The organism is Rhodococcus sp. UNC23MFCrub1.1 (assembly GCF_000686025.1).
Taxonomy (GTDB): Bacteria; Actinomycetota; Actinomycetes; order Mycobacteriales; family Mycobacteriaceae; genus Rhodococcoides.
Genome location: NZ_JMLQ01000001.1, coordinates 123,672 through 138,027, shown reverse-complemented (window position 1 = coordinate 138,027; position 14,356 = coordinate 123,672). Strand labels below are relative to the sequence as shown.

Genomic DNA, 14,356 nt, shown 5'->3' with positions numbered 1-14,356 from the left:
GTCCGGGAGGCTTACGAGAGAGGACGCGCGTGCGCGACCTGGTGGAAATTGGCATGGGCCGCACGGCTCGACGGACGTACGAGCTCGAGGACGTGGACATCGTCCCGTCCCGGCGTACCCGGTCGTCGAAGGAGGTGTCGACGGCATGGCAACTGGACGCCTACCGCTTCGACATCCCGATCGTCGCGCACCCGACCGACGCGTTGGTGTCTCCGTCGTTCGCGATCGAGCTGGGCAAGCGCGGTGGCCTCGGCGTCATCAACGGTGAGGGCCTGTGGAGCCGCCACGCCGACGTGGAGTCGGTGATCGATCAGCTCGTCGAGCTCGCGGAATCGGACGTCGACGCGGACGCGCCGGTGAAGATGCTGCAGAAGCTTCACGCCGCACCCCTGCAGCCGGATCTGCTGGCCGCCGCCGTCGCGCAGGTGCGGGAGGCCGGTGTCACGGTCGCCGTGCGCGTCAGTCCCCAGAACGCACGGTCGCTGACTCCGGCACTGGTGGCCGCGGGCATCGACCTGTTGGTCGTGCAGGGCACGATCATCTCCGCGGAGCACGTGGGGCACCCGAGCGAGGAACCGCTCAACATGAAGACGTTCATCGCCGAGCTCGACGTTCCCGTCGTGGCCGGCGGCGTGAGCGACCACCGCACCGCCCTGCACCTAATGCGGACCGGCGCCGCGGGTGTCATCGTCGGCTACGGATCCACCGAGGGTGCCACCACCACGGGCGAGGTCCTCGGTATCGGTGTCCCGATGGCCACCGCGATCGCCGACGCCGCCGCCGCCCGTCGTGACTACCTGGACGAGACCGGCGGCCGGTACGTGCACGTGCTCGCCGACGGCGGGATCTCGACATCGGGTCATCTCGCGAAGGCCATCGCCTGCGGTGCGGACGCCGCCGTGCTCGGAGCACCGCTCGCCTTGGCCGACGAGGCTCCCGGCCGCGGTTGGTACTGGCCGTCGGCAGCGGCGCACCCGTCGATGCCGCGCGGTGCGTTCCTGCCCGTGTCGTTCGGCGAGGACCGTCCGTCGCTGGACCGCGTCCTGTCCGGTCCGTCGACGGACCCGTTCGGTTCGCTGGACCTGGTCGGCGGCCTGCGACGGTCGATGGCCAAGTCGGGCTACTCCGATCTCAAGGAGTTCCAGAAGGTGGGCCTCAACATCCGCGGATAGTCGCGACCAGTTCCTGTCACCCGGATTCACACGTACGGTATCGTGGTGCCGATCACGTCCGGGTCTATCAGGAGGTCTCGATGAGCGACGCAACCACGACGAGCGCCACCCCGCACTACGACGTCCTCGTCGTGGGGTCCGGCTTCGGTGGCAGTGTCACGGCGCTGCGGCTCGTCGAGAAGGGGTACTCGGTCGGCGTTCTCGAGGCCGGGCGTCGGTTCGAGGACGACGACTTCGCGGCGACCAGCTGGGACCTGAAGAAGTTCCTCTGGGCGCCGAAGCTGGGCTGTTTCGGCATCCAGCGCGTCCACCTGCTGCGTGACTGCCTCATCCTGGCCGGCGCCGGTGTCGGCGGCGGGTCGCTGAACTACGCCAACACGCTCTACCAGCCGCCGCGGACGTTCTTCCAGGACCAGCAGTGGTCGCACATCACCGACTGGCACTCCGAGCTGACGCCGTTCTACGAGCAGGCGCAGAAGATGCTCGGTGTCGTGCAGAACCCGCACATGACCCCGGCGGACCACGTCATGAAGTCCGTCGCGGACGACATGGGCGTCGGCCACACCTTCATCCAGACGCCCGTCGGCGTGTTCTTCGGCGACGAGCCCGGCAAGACGGTGCCCGATCCGTACTTCGGCGGCATGGGCCCGGACCGCACCGGCTGCATCGAGTGCGGCGAGTGCATGACGGGCTGCCGCCACAACGCCAAGAACACGCTGCTCAAGAACTACCTCGGCCTCGCGGAGAAGGCCGGCGCGGACATCGTGCCGATGACCACCGTCACCGACCTGACGCCGCGACCGGACGGTTCGTGGGTCGTGTCAACCGAGCGGACCGGCGCGCGCCTGCGCAAGGGCCGTGCCACCTACACCGCGGGGCACGTCGTCCTCGCCGCCGGCACGTGGGGCACCCAGCAGCTCATGCACAAGTTCCGCGACACGGGTTCGCTGCCGAACCTCTCGCCCACGGTCGGGCGCCTGACGCGCACCAACTCGGAGTCCATCGTCGGCGCGGGCAAGCTGACCTACGACCCGTCGATCGACCTCACCCGCGGTGTCGCGATCACGTCGTCGTTCCACCCCAGTGCGGACACGCACATCGAACCGTGCCGCTACGGCAAGGGCTCCAACGCGATGGGCCTGCTGCAGACGCTCATGACGGACGGCGGCGGCCGCACCCCGCGGTGGCTCAAGTTCCTCGCCGAGGTGGTCAAGAACCCCGTCCGGTTCCTGCGCATGATGAACACGCGGCACTGGAGCGAGCGCACCATCATCGCGCTGGTGATGCAGAACCTCGACAACTCCATCACCACCTTCACCAAGCGTGGTCCGTTCGGGCGTCGTCACGTCAGCAGCCGGCAGGGACACGGCGAGCCGAACCCCACGTGGATCCCGATGGGCAACGAGGCCACCCGGCGCATCGCGAAGAAGATCGACGGGATCGCCGGCGGGACGTGGGGAGAAGTCTTCAACATCCCGCTCACCGCCCACTTCCTCGGCGGCTGCGTCATCTCCGAAGACGTGGAGAACGGCGTCATCGACCCGTACCACCGCGTGCACAACTACCCGACGCTGAGCATCGTCGACGGCTCGTCGGTGTCCGCCAACCTGGGCGTCAATCCCTCGCTGACCATCAGCGCGCAGGCCGAGCGGGCCGCGTCGCTGTGGCCGAACAAGGGGGAGAAGGACCTTCGGCCCGCGCAGGGTCTGCCGTACGAGCGCATCGAACCCATCGCACCCCGCAGCCCGGTGGTTCCCGCGCACGCACCGGCGGCGCTCGTGCTGCCCATCGTCGAGATCCGGACGCCGACGAGTACGCCGCCGTCCTCGACGCGGGTCGCCAGCCACGCGGGCAGCACCGGCGCGGCATGAGGGCGGACGCGCTCTCTAGACTGTGCGCGTGACCGACTCCCCGCAGCAGGATCCCGTCCCGCCCCTCGAGAACGCGAATCCGGTGCTCGTCGTCGACTTCGGCGCGCAGTACGCCCAGTTGATCGCGCGGCGCGTCCGCGAGGCACGGGTGTTCTCCGAGGTCGTGTCGCACACGATGACGGTCGACGAGATCGCGGCGAAGAAGCCCGCGGCGATCGTGCTGTCCGGTGGTCCGTCGAGCGTCTACGCCGAAGGTGCGCCGCAGCTCGATCCGGCGCTGTTCGACCTGGACGTCCCGGTATTCGGTATCTGCTACGGCTTCCAGGCGATGGCGGGTGCGCTGGGTGGCACGGTCACCCACACGGGCACCCGCGAGTACGGGCGCACCGACATCGACGTCTCCGGCGGAACGCTGCACGACGGGCTGCCGTCGACGCAGCCCGTGTGGATGAGTCACGGCGACGCCGTCACCGAAGCTCCCGAGGGTTTCGAGGTCGTGGCGACCAGTGCCGGCGCCCCCGTCGCCGGCTTCGAGAACCGGGCGCGACGCCTCGCCGGGGTGCAGTATCACCCGGAGGTCCTGCACTCCCCGCACGGTCAGCAGGTGCTGTCCCGTTTCCTGCACGACATCGCCGGCATCGCGCCGACGTGGACGGCGGCGAACATCGCGGACGCGCTGGTCGAGCAGGTGCGCGAGCAGGTGGGCGACGGCCGGGCCATCTGTGGTCTCTCCGGCGGTGTCGACTCCGCGGTCGCCGCGGCGTTGGTGCAGCGCGCGATCGGTGACCGACTGACGTGTGTGTTCGTCGATCACGGACTGCTGCGAGCGGGAGAGCGCGAGCAGGTCCAGCAGGACTTCGTCGCCGCCACCGGCGCCCGGTTGGTGACGGTGGACGCCGTGGACACCTTCCTGCGCGAGCTCGAGGGCGTCTCGGATCCGGAGACCAAGCGCAAGATCATCGGCCGCGAGTTCATCCGATCGTTCGAGGGTGCGGTGAGCGCGGAACTGGGTGACAGTGCGGCGCACGGGGAGTCGATCGACTTCCTCGTCCAGGGCACGCTCTACCCGGACGTGGTCGAGTCCGGCGGCGGCAGCGGTACCGCCAACATCAAGAGTCATCACAACGTCGGCGGTCTGCCCGAGGATCTGCAGTTCTCGCTCGTGGAGCCGCTCCGGCTGCTGTTCAAGGACGAGGTCCGCGCCGTCGGCCGGGAGCTCGGCCTGCCCGAGGAGATCGTGGCGCGGCAACCGTTCCCCGGCCCGGGTCTGGCCATCCGCATCATCGGATCCGTGACGCCCGATCGCCTGGCGACGCTGCGCCACGCCGACGCCATCGCCCGCGAGGAGCTGACGATGGCGGGTCTGGACTCCCAGATCTGGCAGTGCCCCGTGGTGCTGCTCGCCGACGTCCGCAGTGTGGGTGTGCAGGGCGACGGCCGGACCTACGGCCATCCCATCGTCCTGCGTCCGGTGTCGAGCGAGGACGCGATGACCGCGGACTGGACCCGGCTGCCGTACGACGTGCTCGAACGGATCTCCACCCGGGTCACCAACGAGGTGCGCGAGGTGAACCGGGTGGTGCTCGACGTGACGAGCAAGCCGCCGGGCACCATCGAATGGGAGTGAGCCCGGCGGCGGACCGCCTGCGGTAGAACGGCGAGAGCTCTACTGCGAGCGGGACTTCCGTCGTCTGACGGGTGCCAGGACGAGGACCACGCCGACGACGATCGCGGCGATCACCAGGGTCCAGCCCGACGCGGCGCCGGCGACGATCGCGGTGGGGTCCGCGCCGACGAGCGTCGGGATCGCCAGCAGCAGCGCCGCCGCACCGGCGATCAGCAGGACCGGTGAGGGTCCGCGGCGATCGGTACCGCTCGTGTCGTGTCCGGTCTCATCGGTCACGGTGCACCTCCAGATTTCCCAGCGCAGTGCTGGCCTCGATGGTCAGGGTCGGTCCTGCCGTCCCGTCGGATCCGCCGTCGACCCCGCCGGCGCCGATGCAGTTCGCGTTGCCGACGGCACTGTTGCAGTCGGTGACGACGTTCATGGTCGGCGACAGCAGGATCTCGGTGTTGCCGACGGCCTTCTCCACGGTCACGGTGCGGTCCTCGGTGAGGTCGAGCCCGCGCAGGTCGAGGACGAAGTTCCCGACACCGGACTCGTACGAGGGCGCCAGCGCAGCCATCGACGTGGGCGCGATCGTCACGTTGCCCATGTTCGGTGACTCGACACCGCGCAGGTCCTGCACGTCGACCAGGGACGACACGAGGACGAACCCGGCGAGCGGGGCCGCCAGAACGAGCAACCCGTAGCCGCGCCGCAGGAAGGCGCCGATGATCAGTCCGATGCCGACGACGGTCAGCGCCACCGCGCCGACACGGGGAGCGGTCACGACGGCGGCGCCCGTGGCGGCGCCGATGCCGATGGTCACGGCGGAGGCGATGATGGCGAGGCCGATCACCGTGGACGTCAGGTGCGACTTCCGCGTCGGTGCGGGGACCGGGAGAACGGGCCGACCCGGTTCGGGGAGGTCCCAGGCGAACGGAGCGACTCCCAGAGGATCCCAGCTCGGCGGCGGCGGAGTGGACGGTGTGTCCGGGTCGTCCTTCGACAACGAGACGGGCGCGGGGTGGGCGGCGGGTTCCGGAACGTACTGGTCGGGGAGCGTCGAGTAGGCGTTCCACTGCTGTGCAGCCGGATCGTGCGCGGAGAGGGGAGCGCCGGCGAGCTCGGCCGGTGTCGGCGCGTTCGGAGTCCGACGGAACAGCAGGTACAGGGCCCCCAGCATGGCGATCGTGGACACCAGCCCCGATCCCATTCCGAGTGGTCCGACCGTGAGGACCGAGATGACGAGAGCGACGGACAGCACCACGGCCGTTGTGTGGGAGTCCGACGTGCGGCCGCGGCCGAGCAGCGACTCCGCCGGCGACACGACATCGCCGCGGCGCGGAAGCACCAGCCAGGCAGCGAGATACAGGACCAGGCCGGATCCGCCGAAGAGGGTGGAGACGACGAACGCGACACGGACGAGAACGGGGTCGACGCGGTAGCGGTGCCCGATTCCGGCGGCGACACCGGCACCGGGGCCCTGATCGGGCAGGCGCACGGGTCGGGTTCGCCAGATCTCGGACAGCTGGGCGGACGCGGTGGCGTGGGTCATGGATACATCCTGGGCTGCCGAGGCGTCCCGGCACATCGGGGCGAACCCTGATTTCGCCGGTGTCCACGCGTCGTGCGACTCGACCGAGATGGGGGAGAACCCCGATACCGCGGAGCCGTGAGCCGTGCCAGTATCGAGGCGTGTCCACCCTGCCCGCACAGCCTCCGCACACGCGGGAGCCCCCCGGCCGTCCGCCGTTGCCGACGCCGGCGCTCCGTCGCCGTGCCGCCGGACGTGTCGTCGGCGGTGTCGCGGGCGGTGTCGCCGATCACCTGGACGTCGACGTGTTCCGGGTGCGGGTCGTCTTCGCGGTGCTGTGCGCCGCGGCCGGCGCCGGTGCTGTCGCCTACGGACTGCTGTGGATCTTCACCTCCGCGGGTACCGACGTCCGCAGGCCGGACCGCTCGGAGAAGCGTCGCGCGTACGGGCTGATCGCCCTCGGGATCGGCGGCGCCGTCGCGCTGGGGTCGGGGCTGACGGGCAGCTCGTCCACGATCATCGCCCCTGTCGTCGTCGTCGCGCTCGGCGCCGCGCTGGTGTGGCGGGAGTTCGACGCGGCCGGGACCCGGACGGCGGACACCCGGCCTCGGCACGCACGCACGTCGGTACTCGGGTGGGCGCGCATCGTCGCCGGGGTCACGCTCGTGATCATCGGGCTCTGTGTCGTGCTCGTCGCCCGCGTGGACGTGCGGGCGCTGCAGTCGTCCCTGCTCGCCGTCGTCGTGACGCTGGTCGGGGCGGTACTGCTCACCGTCCCGCTCTGGATGCGGTTGTGGCGCGCCCTCGGTGACGAGCGCGCGGCACGCATCCGGAACGACGAACGCGAGGAGATCGCGTCGCACCTGCACGACTCCGTGCTGCAGACCCTCGCCCTGATCCAGAAGCAGTCCACCGACTCCGCCGAGGTGATGCGCCTCGCGCGCAGCCAGGAACGAGAGCTGCGCAAGTGGCTGTTCGGGGGAGACCGGGACGACCACGCGTCTCTCGTCCGCGCGTTGGCCACCATCGCCGGTGAGGTCGAGGACCACTACGGTGTGACCGTGGATCCCGTGACCGTGGGCGACGTGGCCCTGGACGAGCCGGTCGAGAGTTCGGGGTTGAACCGTGAGGTCGCCACCGCTCTGCTCGGAGCCACGCGCGAGGCACTCGTCAACGCCGCCAAGCACTCCGGGGTGACCTCCGTCGACCTGTATGCCGAGGCGGGCTGCGACACCGTCGAGGTCTTCGTCCGCGACCGCGGGTGCGGATTCGATCCGGAGAGCGTGCCGCAGGATCGCCAGGGCCTGGCGCGCAGTGTGCGGGCACGCATCGAACGCCGCGGCGGCTCTGTGCGGGTGCGGTCCGCACCCGGGCAGGGTTCCGAGATCCACATCTGTGTGCCGCGGGTGCGCGGCACGGGTACCACCGGGCACGCGGACTCCGCGCCCGACACCGCGAGAGAGGAACGGTCCGCGTGACCCTGCGAGTCTTCCTGGTCGACGATCACGGAGTGTTCCGGTCGGGGGTGCGCGCGGAACTGGGGCGCGAGACCGACATCGAGGTGGTCGGTGAGGCCGGGGGCGTCGCGGACGCGGTCCGTGGTATCGACGAGATCCGTCCCGACGTCGTCCTGCTCGACGTGCACATGCCCGACGGCGGTGGGGTCGCCGTTCTGCAGTCCATCGCGGAGGGCCCGGTGTGCCTGGCGCTCAGCGTGTCCGACGCCGCCGAGGACGTCATCGCCGTGATCCGCGCCGGTGCTCGGGGTTACGTCACCAAGACCATCTCGGGGTCCGATCTGGCCGACGCGGTGCGCCGCGTCGCGGGCGGTGACGCCGTGTTCGGACCGCGGTTGGCGGGGTTCGTCCTCGACTCGTTCACCGGTCGCTCCGCGGCACCGGAACCGCCGCTCGATCCGGAGCTCGACTCCCTGACGCCGCGCGAGATGGAGGTGCTGCGTCTGCTCGCCCGTGGCTACACCTACCGCGAGATCGCCGAGACGCTCTTCATCTCGATCAAGACCGTCGAGACCCATGCCTCGAACGTGTTGCGGAAGACGCAGCAGTCCAACAGGAACGCCCTCACCCGCTGGGCACACCGACGGCGCATCGAATGAGGGCCCGTGCGGTCGCGGCCGTCGTCGTCGGCCTCGGTGGGCTCGCCGCGGGTCTGGTGGCCGTCGTCTCGTCGATGCTCGAGACCCGCAGCATGGTGGTCGTGGGTCCCGCTTCCGCGGCGCCGATCCTGTTGTGCGTGACCGTCGTCGGAGTCCTGGTGTGCCTGCTCGCGCGGCGGTGGTGGATCGCCGCGGCGTCGGCCGTTCTCCTGGGGTCGGCCGCAGTGGTCGTGGTGCCGTTGTACGTACCGGGCGCCGCGGGAGTCGCCGATGCCGCCCCCGGTGAGCCGCTGCGCGTGATGCAGGCGAACGTCAAACTGGGAGAGGCGGATCCACAGGCACTGGTGGCGTCGGTGCGGGAGCGCCGCATCGACGTCCTGACCGTGCAGGAGCTCACCGAGGAGTCGGTGGGGGTGTTCGACGCGGCCGGGCTCTCCGCCGCGTTGCCCTACCGGTTCGTGGCGCCGTATCAGGGCGGCGCGGGCGCCGCGATCTACAGCCGGTTCCCGCTGTCGAACGGCCGGGAACTGCCCGGTTACCTGCTCGCGAGCGTGACGGCAGATCTCGATGTCGGTGCGGCGCAGCCGCTCCGGGTCTACGCGGTGCATCCGGTGCCGCCCTGGCCGACACCCACCCCGGTGTGGGCGTCGGAGCTCGACATGCTCGGTGACGAGTTGGCGCAGGCGTCGCCGGGAGCGGTGATCGTCGGCGGTGACTTCAATTCCACGCACGCGCACAAGCGGTTCCGCGATCTGCTCACCGGTGGCTACGTGGACGCCGCGGACGCTGTCGGTGCCGGGCTGATCCCGACCTACCCGATGGACACGTGGTACCCACCGGTGGTCGGGATCGACCACGTCGTGGTGCGGGACGCGCAGGTGCGCTCCCTCGAGCCCGTCGACATCGTGGGATCGGATCACCGGGGGCTCGTCGCGACCGTCGACGTCCCCTGACCCACCTCGATCTCTCGCCGGGTCGGGAGCGGGTCAGAGCACCAGGAGCAGGACGATGAGCAGGAGCAGCACCGCGCCGCCGATCGCGAGGTAGAGCGGCAGCCCGGCGGGGGCGCTGAAGGACTTGGGTTCCTTCGTCTCGAACGCGGGCGGCGAGTACGTCGGGCGCGGAGCCGGCCCGGGTGCCGGCGTGGTGGACGCCGCCGTCGGACGTGGAACCCGATCCAGAGGGGTGGCGGTGTCCGCTGCCGGGAGCCCCGTCATGGTGCGGCCGTGGATGCGTTCGCCTCGCCGGGAGGTGCCCGGGACTCGGGAGCCGCGCAGCGCCCAGAACGGGACCTGACCGTCGGCCGCGCGCAGCGGGTGGTTGATCACCGATCCGGCGTTGCCGTTCTTGCCCACGGCGAGGGTGACGAAGCGGGTGCGGACCTCGGCCATGGTGGGGCGGCGCGCGGGGTCGGGTTCGAGCATGTGCAGCAACGTGGCCGTCATCGGTCCGCTCTTGCGCGGTGGGATGATGCGCCCCCCGGCGACGCGGTGCAGCAGGGCGATGGAGTCGGCGTCGATGCCGAAGGGTGGTTGTCCCTCGGTCGCGGTGTACAGCGTGGCGCCGAGCGAGAAGACGTCGCTGGCCTCGGTGGGGTCCGCGCCGCGCGCCACCTCGGGTGCGAAGTACGCGGGGGTGCCGGTGATGACGGCGCTGTTCTCCTCATGCGTGTCCGTCTTGGCGCGCGAGATGCCGAAGTCGCTGATCTTGACCATGCCCAGCGCGCTGCCGCGATCGGCGACCAGGATGTTGCCCGGCTTGATGTCGCGGTGCACGATGCCGGCGGCGTGGGCGGCGGTGAGGGCGTCGGCGATCTGGGCACCGATCTGGATGACCTCGTCCGGGGGCAGCGACTCGGCGATGTTGAGGGCCATCGCGAGGCTGCGGGCGGGGAGGTACTCCATGATGAGCCAGGGCTCGCCGCTGTCGAGTGCGACGTCGTGCATGGCGATGGCGTGCGGGTTGTTCAGCTGGGCCGCCATCCGCCCCTCGCGCATGGCGCGTTCGCGGATCTCGCGGGCGGCCTCGGGGGTGAGGTCCACGGTCGAGGTGGCCTGTTTGACGGCCACCTTGCGGCTGAGCAACGTGTCGCTCGCGAGCCACACCGCGCCCATTCCGCCGCCGCCGAGCTTGGAGTCGAGTCGGTAGCGACCGGCGAGGAGGTAGTCGGGTCCGATGACCGGTCGCGTGCGCCCCGAGCCGGCCACCGCTCCGCTGGGCTGCTGGTGATCAGTCACGGTGTTCGAGGTTATCGGACGAGCCGATCGAGTGCCGGGCAGGGCTGTCACCAGGACGTTTCCGGGCGTCTTGACGTTCGAACGGGCAGCGGCTTTACTGGTGTGAGCGTTCGAAAGTATGTTCGAATTCTCGGTCTTCCCCCGGGTCTCCAACGCAGTCTCGACCGTCCCGACCGGGGAGTGAGTATGCCTGTTTCCGTTGATCTCGAAGGCCTCGAAGGGCTGTCCCGCACCGAGCGGATCGAGTTCCTGCGGCGTCGTATCCGGTCCTCACCTGCGCGTGTGGCCGATGCCCCCGCTCCTGCCGCACCGGTCACCCTCACGGCCACCGCGCCTGCCCCGGATCCTGCGCCGGCCCGGGTCCGCCCGGTTCTCCCGGTCCCGGAGGCGTTGTCGGCGCTGCTCCCCGAGGGTGGGTTGGCCCGCGGCACGGTGGTCTCGGTGTCCGGCGCCGGATCGTTGCTCCTCGGGATCCTGGCGTCGGTCACCGGATCGGGACGGCACGCCGCCGTCATCGGTCTGCCGCGGCTGGGACTGTTGGCGGCGTCGGAGATGGGCGCGCATCTGCAGCGGGTGGCGCTGGTCCCGGATCCCGGGCCGGACCCGGTGGAGGTCGCCGCCGTGCTGCTCGACGGCATCGATCTGGTGGTGCTGGGGCTGGGCGGCATGTCGGTGCCGCCGTCGCGAGCGCGGGCGGTGGTCGCTCGGGCGCGCAACAAGGGCGCCACGCTGATCGTCACCGACGGACGCTGGGACGGCGCCGAGCTCCGGTTGGACGCCCGCATCCGCGGGTACGGCGGGCTCGGCTCGGGGGTCCGTACGGGTCACGGCCGGGTGCGCGCCGTGCATCTGGGCGTCGAGGTGCAGGGCCGTGCCGTCCGGCCGCGGACCGGCCGGTTGACCCTGACGTCCACGGGCGACGGGGTCGAGTGGGGATCGGCCGACTCCGCCGTGTCGCATCAGGATCCGGTGCTGGAAGCGCTGCCGTCGTGAGCACCGACCGTCGGAGCCGGGTGCTGGCTCTGTGGTGCCCCGACTGGCCGGCCGTGGCCGCTGCCGCCGCGGCGGAGATCCCGGCCTCGTCGCCGGTGGCGGTGGTCTCCGCCAATCGTGTCGTCGCCTGCTCCGCGACGGCACGCGCCGAGGGGGTCCGTCGCGGCGGCCGACGCCGTGAGTCGCAGGCCCGCTGTCCGGAACTGTATGTGGCGCGGGCGGATCCGGATCGTGACGCGCGACTGTTCGAGCCGGTCGCCTCGGCGGTGGACGAGGTGGTGCCCGGTATCGAGGTGCTGCGGCCCGGCCTGTTGCTGCTGTCGGCGCGCGGTGCGGCGCGGTACTTCGGTTCGGAGGAGGCCGCGGCGGAGCGACTGGTGGACACCGTCGCGGCGGTCGGTGTCGAGTGCCAGGTGGGGATCGCCGACGAGGTGTCGACGGCCGTCGTCGCGGCTCGGCACGGCGCGATCGTGCCGCGGGGGAGCGGCGCGCAGTTCCTGGCTCCGCTCCCGGTGGCCGAGTTGTCGGCGGAACCGTCTCTCGCGGCGCCGGAGCGGGTGGACCTGGTGGATCTGCTGGTGCGGCTGGGTCTGCGCACGGTGGGGGACTTCGGGGCACTGTCACCGGTGGACGTGGCCTCCCGCTTCGGCACCGACGCGGTCCTCGCGCACCGCAGCGCGCGAGGTGAGCCGGAGCGGCCGCCCTCGGCGCGCGTGCTTCCTCCCGATCTCGAGGTCGAGTACCGCTGCGACCCTCCGATCGATCGCGTCGACGCGGCGGCGTTCGCGGGTCGCGCCCTGGCCGAGAGACTGCACGTGACGCTGTCGGCCGCGGCCGTGGCCTGCACCCGGTTGCTGGTGCAGGCCACCACGGCCAACGGTGAACACCTCTCCCGCACGTGGCGATGCGCGGAACCGCTCACTCCCGAGGGCACCGCGGATCGCGTGCGATGGCAGCTCGACGGCTGGCTCACCGGCCGCAGTGAGAACAAGCCGACCGCCGGCATCGTCCTGCTGCGTCTCGAGCCGGTGGAGGTGGTGTCGGCGGGTGCGCTGCAGCTGGGACTGTGGGGCGGAGTCGGCGACGAGGACGAGCGGGCCCGCCGTGCCCTGGTGCGGGTGCAGGGTCTGCTGGGCGGCGACGCCGTCCAGGTGGGTGTGCTCAGCGGTGGTCGGGGGCCGGGTGAGCGCGTGACGATGCTGCCGTGGGGCGACGAGCCGGTGCCCGATGCCGATCCCTCCGCTCCGTGGCCCGGCCGGTTGCCGTCCCCGTCGCCCTCGGCGCTGATGCCGACGCGTCCGGAGATCGCCGTGACCGACGAGTCGGGAGTGGCGGTGCAGGTCACCGAGCGCGGCATGTTCGATCGCGTGCCCGGCCGGGTCGACTGGGGATCGCGGAGCTGGGTGCTGCACGGCTGGGCGGGACCGTGGGCCGCGGACGAGCGGTGGTGGGATCTCGGCGCCACCTCCACGGCCCGCCAGGTGGCACGGGCGCAGGTGCTGCTGGAGGACACCCGTGCCCTGCTGGTCCTGCACGACGGTGGACGATGGTTCGTGGAAGGGATCTACGAATGACGGCGGAACGCGCACGGGAACGCACGGGCGAGGCCACGATCCTGCATGCGGACCTCGACTCCTTCTACTCCTCGGTGGAGCAGCGGGACGACCCGTCGCTGCGCGGGCGACCCGTCATCGTCGGCGGTGGTGTGGTTCTGGCGGCGAGCTACGAGGCCAAGGCCTTCGGCGTGAAGACGGCCATGGGTGGCCGACAGGCGCGCGCTCTGTGCCCGCAGGCGGTGGTGGTGCCGCCCCGGATGGCCGCCTACTCGCAGGCGAGCAAGGACGTCTTCGAGGTGTTCGAGAACGTCACCCCGCTGGTCGAGGGCATCTCCATCGACGAGGCCTTCCTCGACGTCACCGGGTTGGCGCGGCTGTCCGGATCGCCGTCGGACATCGCTCGGGACCTGCGTCGCACGGTGGCGGAGGACGTCGGTCTCCCCATCACCGTCGGGGTGGCGCGCACCAAGTTCCTCGCCAAGATCGCCAGTGCCGTCGCCAAGCCCGACGGCCTGCTGGAGGTTCCGCCGGACCGTGAGCTCGAGTTCCTGCATCCGCTTCCGGTGGAGCGCATGTGGGGCGTCGGCAGGATCACCGCCGACAAGCTGCACGCGCAGGGCATCCGCACCATCGGTGACCTCGCCGCGCACCGCGAGGGCGCGCTGGCCGCCGTCCTCGGATCGGCCGCCGGTCGGCACCTGCACGCCCTGTCGAACGGTGTCGACGCGCGCCGGGTGAGCACCGGCAGGAGCCGGCGGTCGGTGGGCGCCCAACATGCTCTGGGGCGTCGTCACAAGACCCCGGCGGACATCGACGCAGCCCTCGTCGGACTGGTCGACCGTGTCACTCACCGCATGCGGAAGGGTCACCGGGCAGGTCGCACGATCACGCTGCGCCTGCGTTTCGACGACTTCACGCGAGCGACGCGATCCACGACGCTGACCCGCGCGACGGCCGACACCCACGTCGTGCTCACCGCGGCCCGATCGCTGCTGGGCGCATCGATGTCGACCATCACGATGCAGGGCCTCACCCTTGTCGGCGTGGCGGTGTCGAATCTCGAGGACGGCGCCGCGATGCAGCTCGAGCTGCCGTTCGAGACGCCGGAGGACGAGCATCCGACCATAGACCGGACGGCCCTGGACGAGGCGCTCGACGGAGTGCAGCGCCGGTTCGGCACCTCCGCGCTCACGCGCGGTGTGCTGCTCGGGCGAGAGGAGCAGACATCGGTGCCCATGCTCCACGAGTGAGGGTCGGCGGCTCTGGGAGGA

The 14,356-nt window shown here is 71.0% G+C and carries 12 protein-coding genes; 9 read left to right on the top strand and 3 right to left on the bottom strand.

The features are described 5' to 3' along the window. Positions 1–29 precede the first annotated feature (29 nt). From BR07_RS0100610 to guaA, 3 genes are all read left to right on the top strand, one after another. A complete protein-coding gene (locus BR07_RS0100610; protein ID WP_027503786.1) occupies positions 30–1,172 on the top strand; it encodes a GuaB3 family IMP dehydrogenase-related protein in 1,143 nt (380 codons plus the stop codon). An 80-nt stretch (positions 1,173–1,252) separates the two neighbouring features. Then, a complete protein-coding gene (locus BR07_RS22685) occupies positions 1,253–3,043 on the top strand; it encodes an FAD-dependent oxidoreductase (RefSeq protein ID WP_051612917.1) in 1,791 nt (596 codons plus the stop codon). A 28-nt stretch (positions 3,044–3,071) separates the two neighbouring features. Then, a complete protein-coding gene (gene guaA / locus BR07_RS0100600; protein WP_051613036.1) occupies positions 3,072–4,670 on the top strand; it encodes a glutamine-hydrolyzing GMP synthase in 1,599 nt (532 codons plus the stop codon). Between the two features lie 39 nt (positions 4,671–4,709). Here guaA and BR07_RS0100595 read toward each other — a convergent pair whose 3' ends face one another. Together BR07_RS0100595 and BR07_RS0100590 are read right to left on the bottom strand one after the other, a co-directional pair. Next, a complete protein-coding gene (locus BR07_RS0100595; protein WP_027503784.1) occupies positions 4,710–4,946 on the bottom strand; it encodes a hypothetical protein in 237 nt (78 codons plus the stop codon). After that, entirely contained in the window at positions 4,936–6,204 is a 1,269-nt protein-coding gene (locus BR07_RS0100590; protein ID WP_027503783.1) for a PspC domain-containing protein, read from the bottom strand. The genes BR07_RS0100595 and BR07_RS0100590 overlap by 11 nt, the downstream gene beginning before the upstream one ends. A 149-nt stretch (positions 6,205–6,353) precedes the next feature. Here BR07_RS0100590 and BR07_RS22680 point away from each other — a divergent pair, with 149 nt between their 5' ends. From BR07_RS22680 to BR07_RS0100570, 3 genes are read left to right on the top strand one after another with little or no spacing between them, the layout of a single operon-like run. Further along, positions 6,354–7,661, top strand: coding sequence for a PspC domain-containing protein (locus tag BR07_RS22680; RefSeq protein ID WP_051613035.1), 1,308 nt, complete (start codon positions 6,354–6,356; stop codon positions 7,659–7,661). Between the two features lie 2 nt (positions 7,662–7,663). Next, positions 7,664–8,299: a response regulator gene (locus BR07_RS0100575; protein WP_037184132.1), complete on the top strand. Its 636-nt coding sequence runs from the start codon at positions 7,664–7,666 to the stop codon at positions 8,297–8,299. After that, entirely contained in the window at positions 8,296–9,252 is a 957-nt protein-coding gene (locus BR07_RS0100570) for an endonuclease/exonuclease/phosphatase family protein (RefSeq protein WP_027503781.1), read from the top strand. Before BR07_RS0100575 ends, BR07_RS0100570 begins: the two co-directional genes overlap by 4 nt. Before the next feature lie 33 nt (positions 9,253–9,285). Here BR07_RS0100570 and BR07_RS0100565 read toward each other — a convergent pair whose 3' ends face one another. Continuing rightward, the gene (locus tag BR07_RS0100565) at positions 9,286–10,536 is read right to left on the bottom strand and encodes a serine/threonine-protein kinase (protein ID WP_231476091.1); all 1,251 of its coding nucleotides are present in this window, start codon (positions 10,534–10,536) and stop codon (positions 9,286–9,288) included. A 186-nt stretch (positions 10,537–10,722) separates the two neighbouring features. Between BR07_RS0100565 and BR07_RS0100560 the strand changes: the two genes are divergently transcribed. Genes BR07_RS0100560 through dinB form a run of 3 tightly spaced genes read left to right on the top strand, consistent with a single transcriptional unit; the run spans position 10,723 to position 14,335 of the window. Then, complete coding sequence (locus BR07_RS0100560) at positions 10,723–11,529, top strand: hypothetical protein (protein ID WP_027503779.1); 807 nt, start codon at positions 10,723–10,725, stop codon at positions 11,527–11,529. Further along, the gene (locus BR07_RS0100555; RefSeq protein WP_027503778.1) at positions 11,526–13,103 is read left to right on the top strand and encodes a DNA polymerase Y family protein; all 1,578 of its coding nucleotides are present in this window, start codon (positions 11,526–11,528) and stop codon (positions 13,101–13,103) included. The genes BR07_RS0100560 and BR07_RS0100555 overlap by 4 nt, the downstream gene beginning before the upstream one ends. After that, a complete protein-coding gene (gene dinB, locus BR07_RS0100550; RefSeq protein WP_037183817.1) occupies positions 13,100–14,335 on the top strand; it encodes a DNA polymerase IV in 1,236 nt (411 codons plus the stop codon). Before BR07_RS0100555 ends, dinB begins: the two co-directional genes overlap by 4 nt. The last annotated feature ends 21 nt before the right edge of the window (positions 14,336–14,356 follow it).

Coding starts and splice junctions, on each gene's coding strand:
- BR07_RS0100590 (WP_027503783.1), bottom strand. CDS start 6,204: ATGACCCACGCCACCGCGTCCGCCCAGCTGTCCGAGATCTGGCGAACC.
- BR07_RS0100560 (WP_027503779.1), top strand. CDS start 10,723: ATGCCTGTTTCCGTTGATCTCGAAGGCCTCGAAGGGCTGTCCCGCACC.
- BR07_RS0100570 (WP_027503781.1), top strand. CDS start 8,296: ATGAGGGCCCGTGCGGTCGCGGCCGTCGTCGTCGGCCTCGGTGGGCTC.
- dinB (WP_037183817.1), top strand. CDS start 13,100: ATGACGGCGGAACGCGCACGGGAACGCACGGGCGAGGCCACGATCCTG.
- BR07_RS22685 (WP_051612917.1), top strand. CDS start 1,253: ATGAGCGACGCAACCACGACGAGCGCCACCCCGCACTACGACGTCCTC.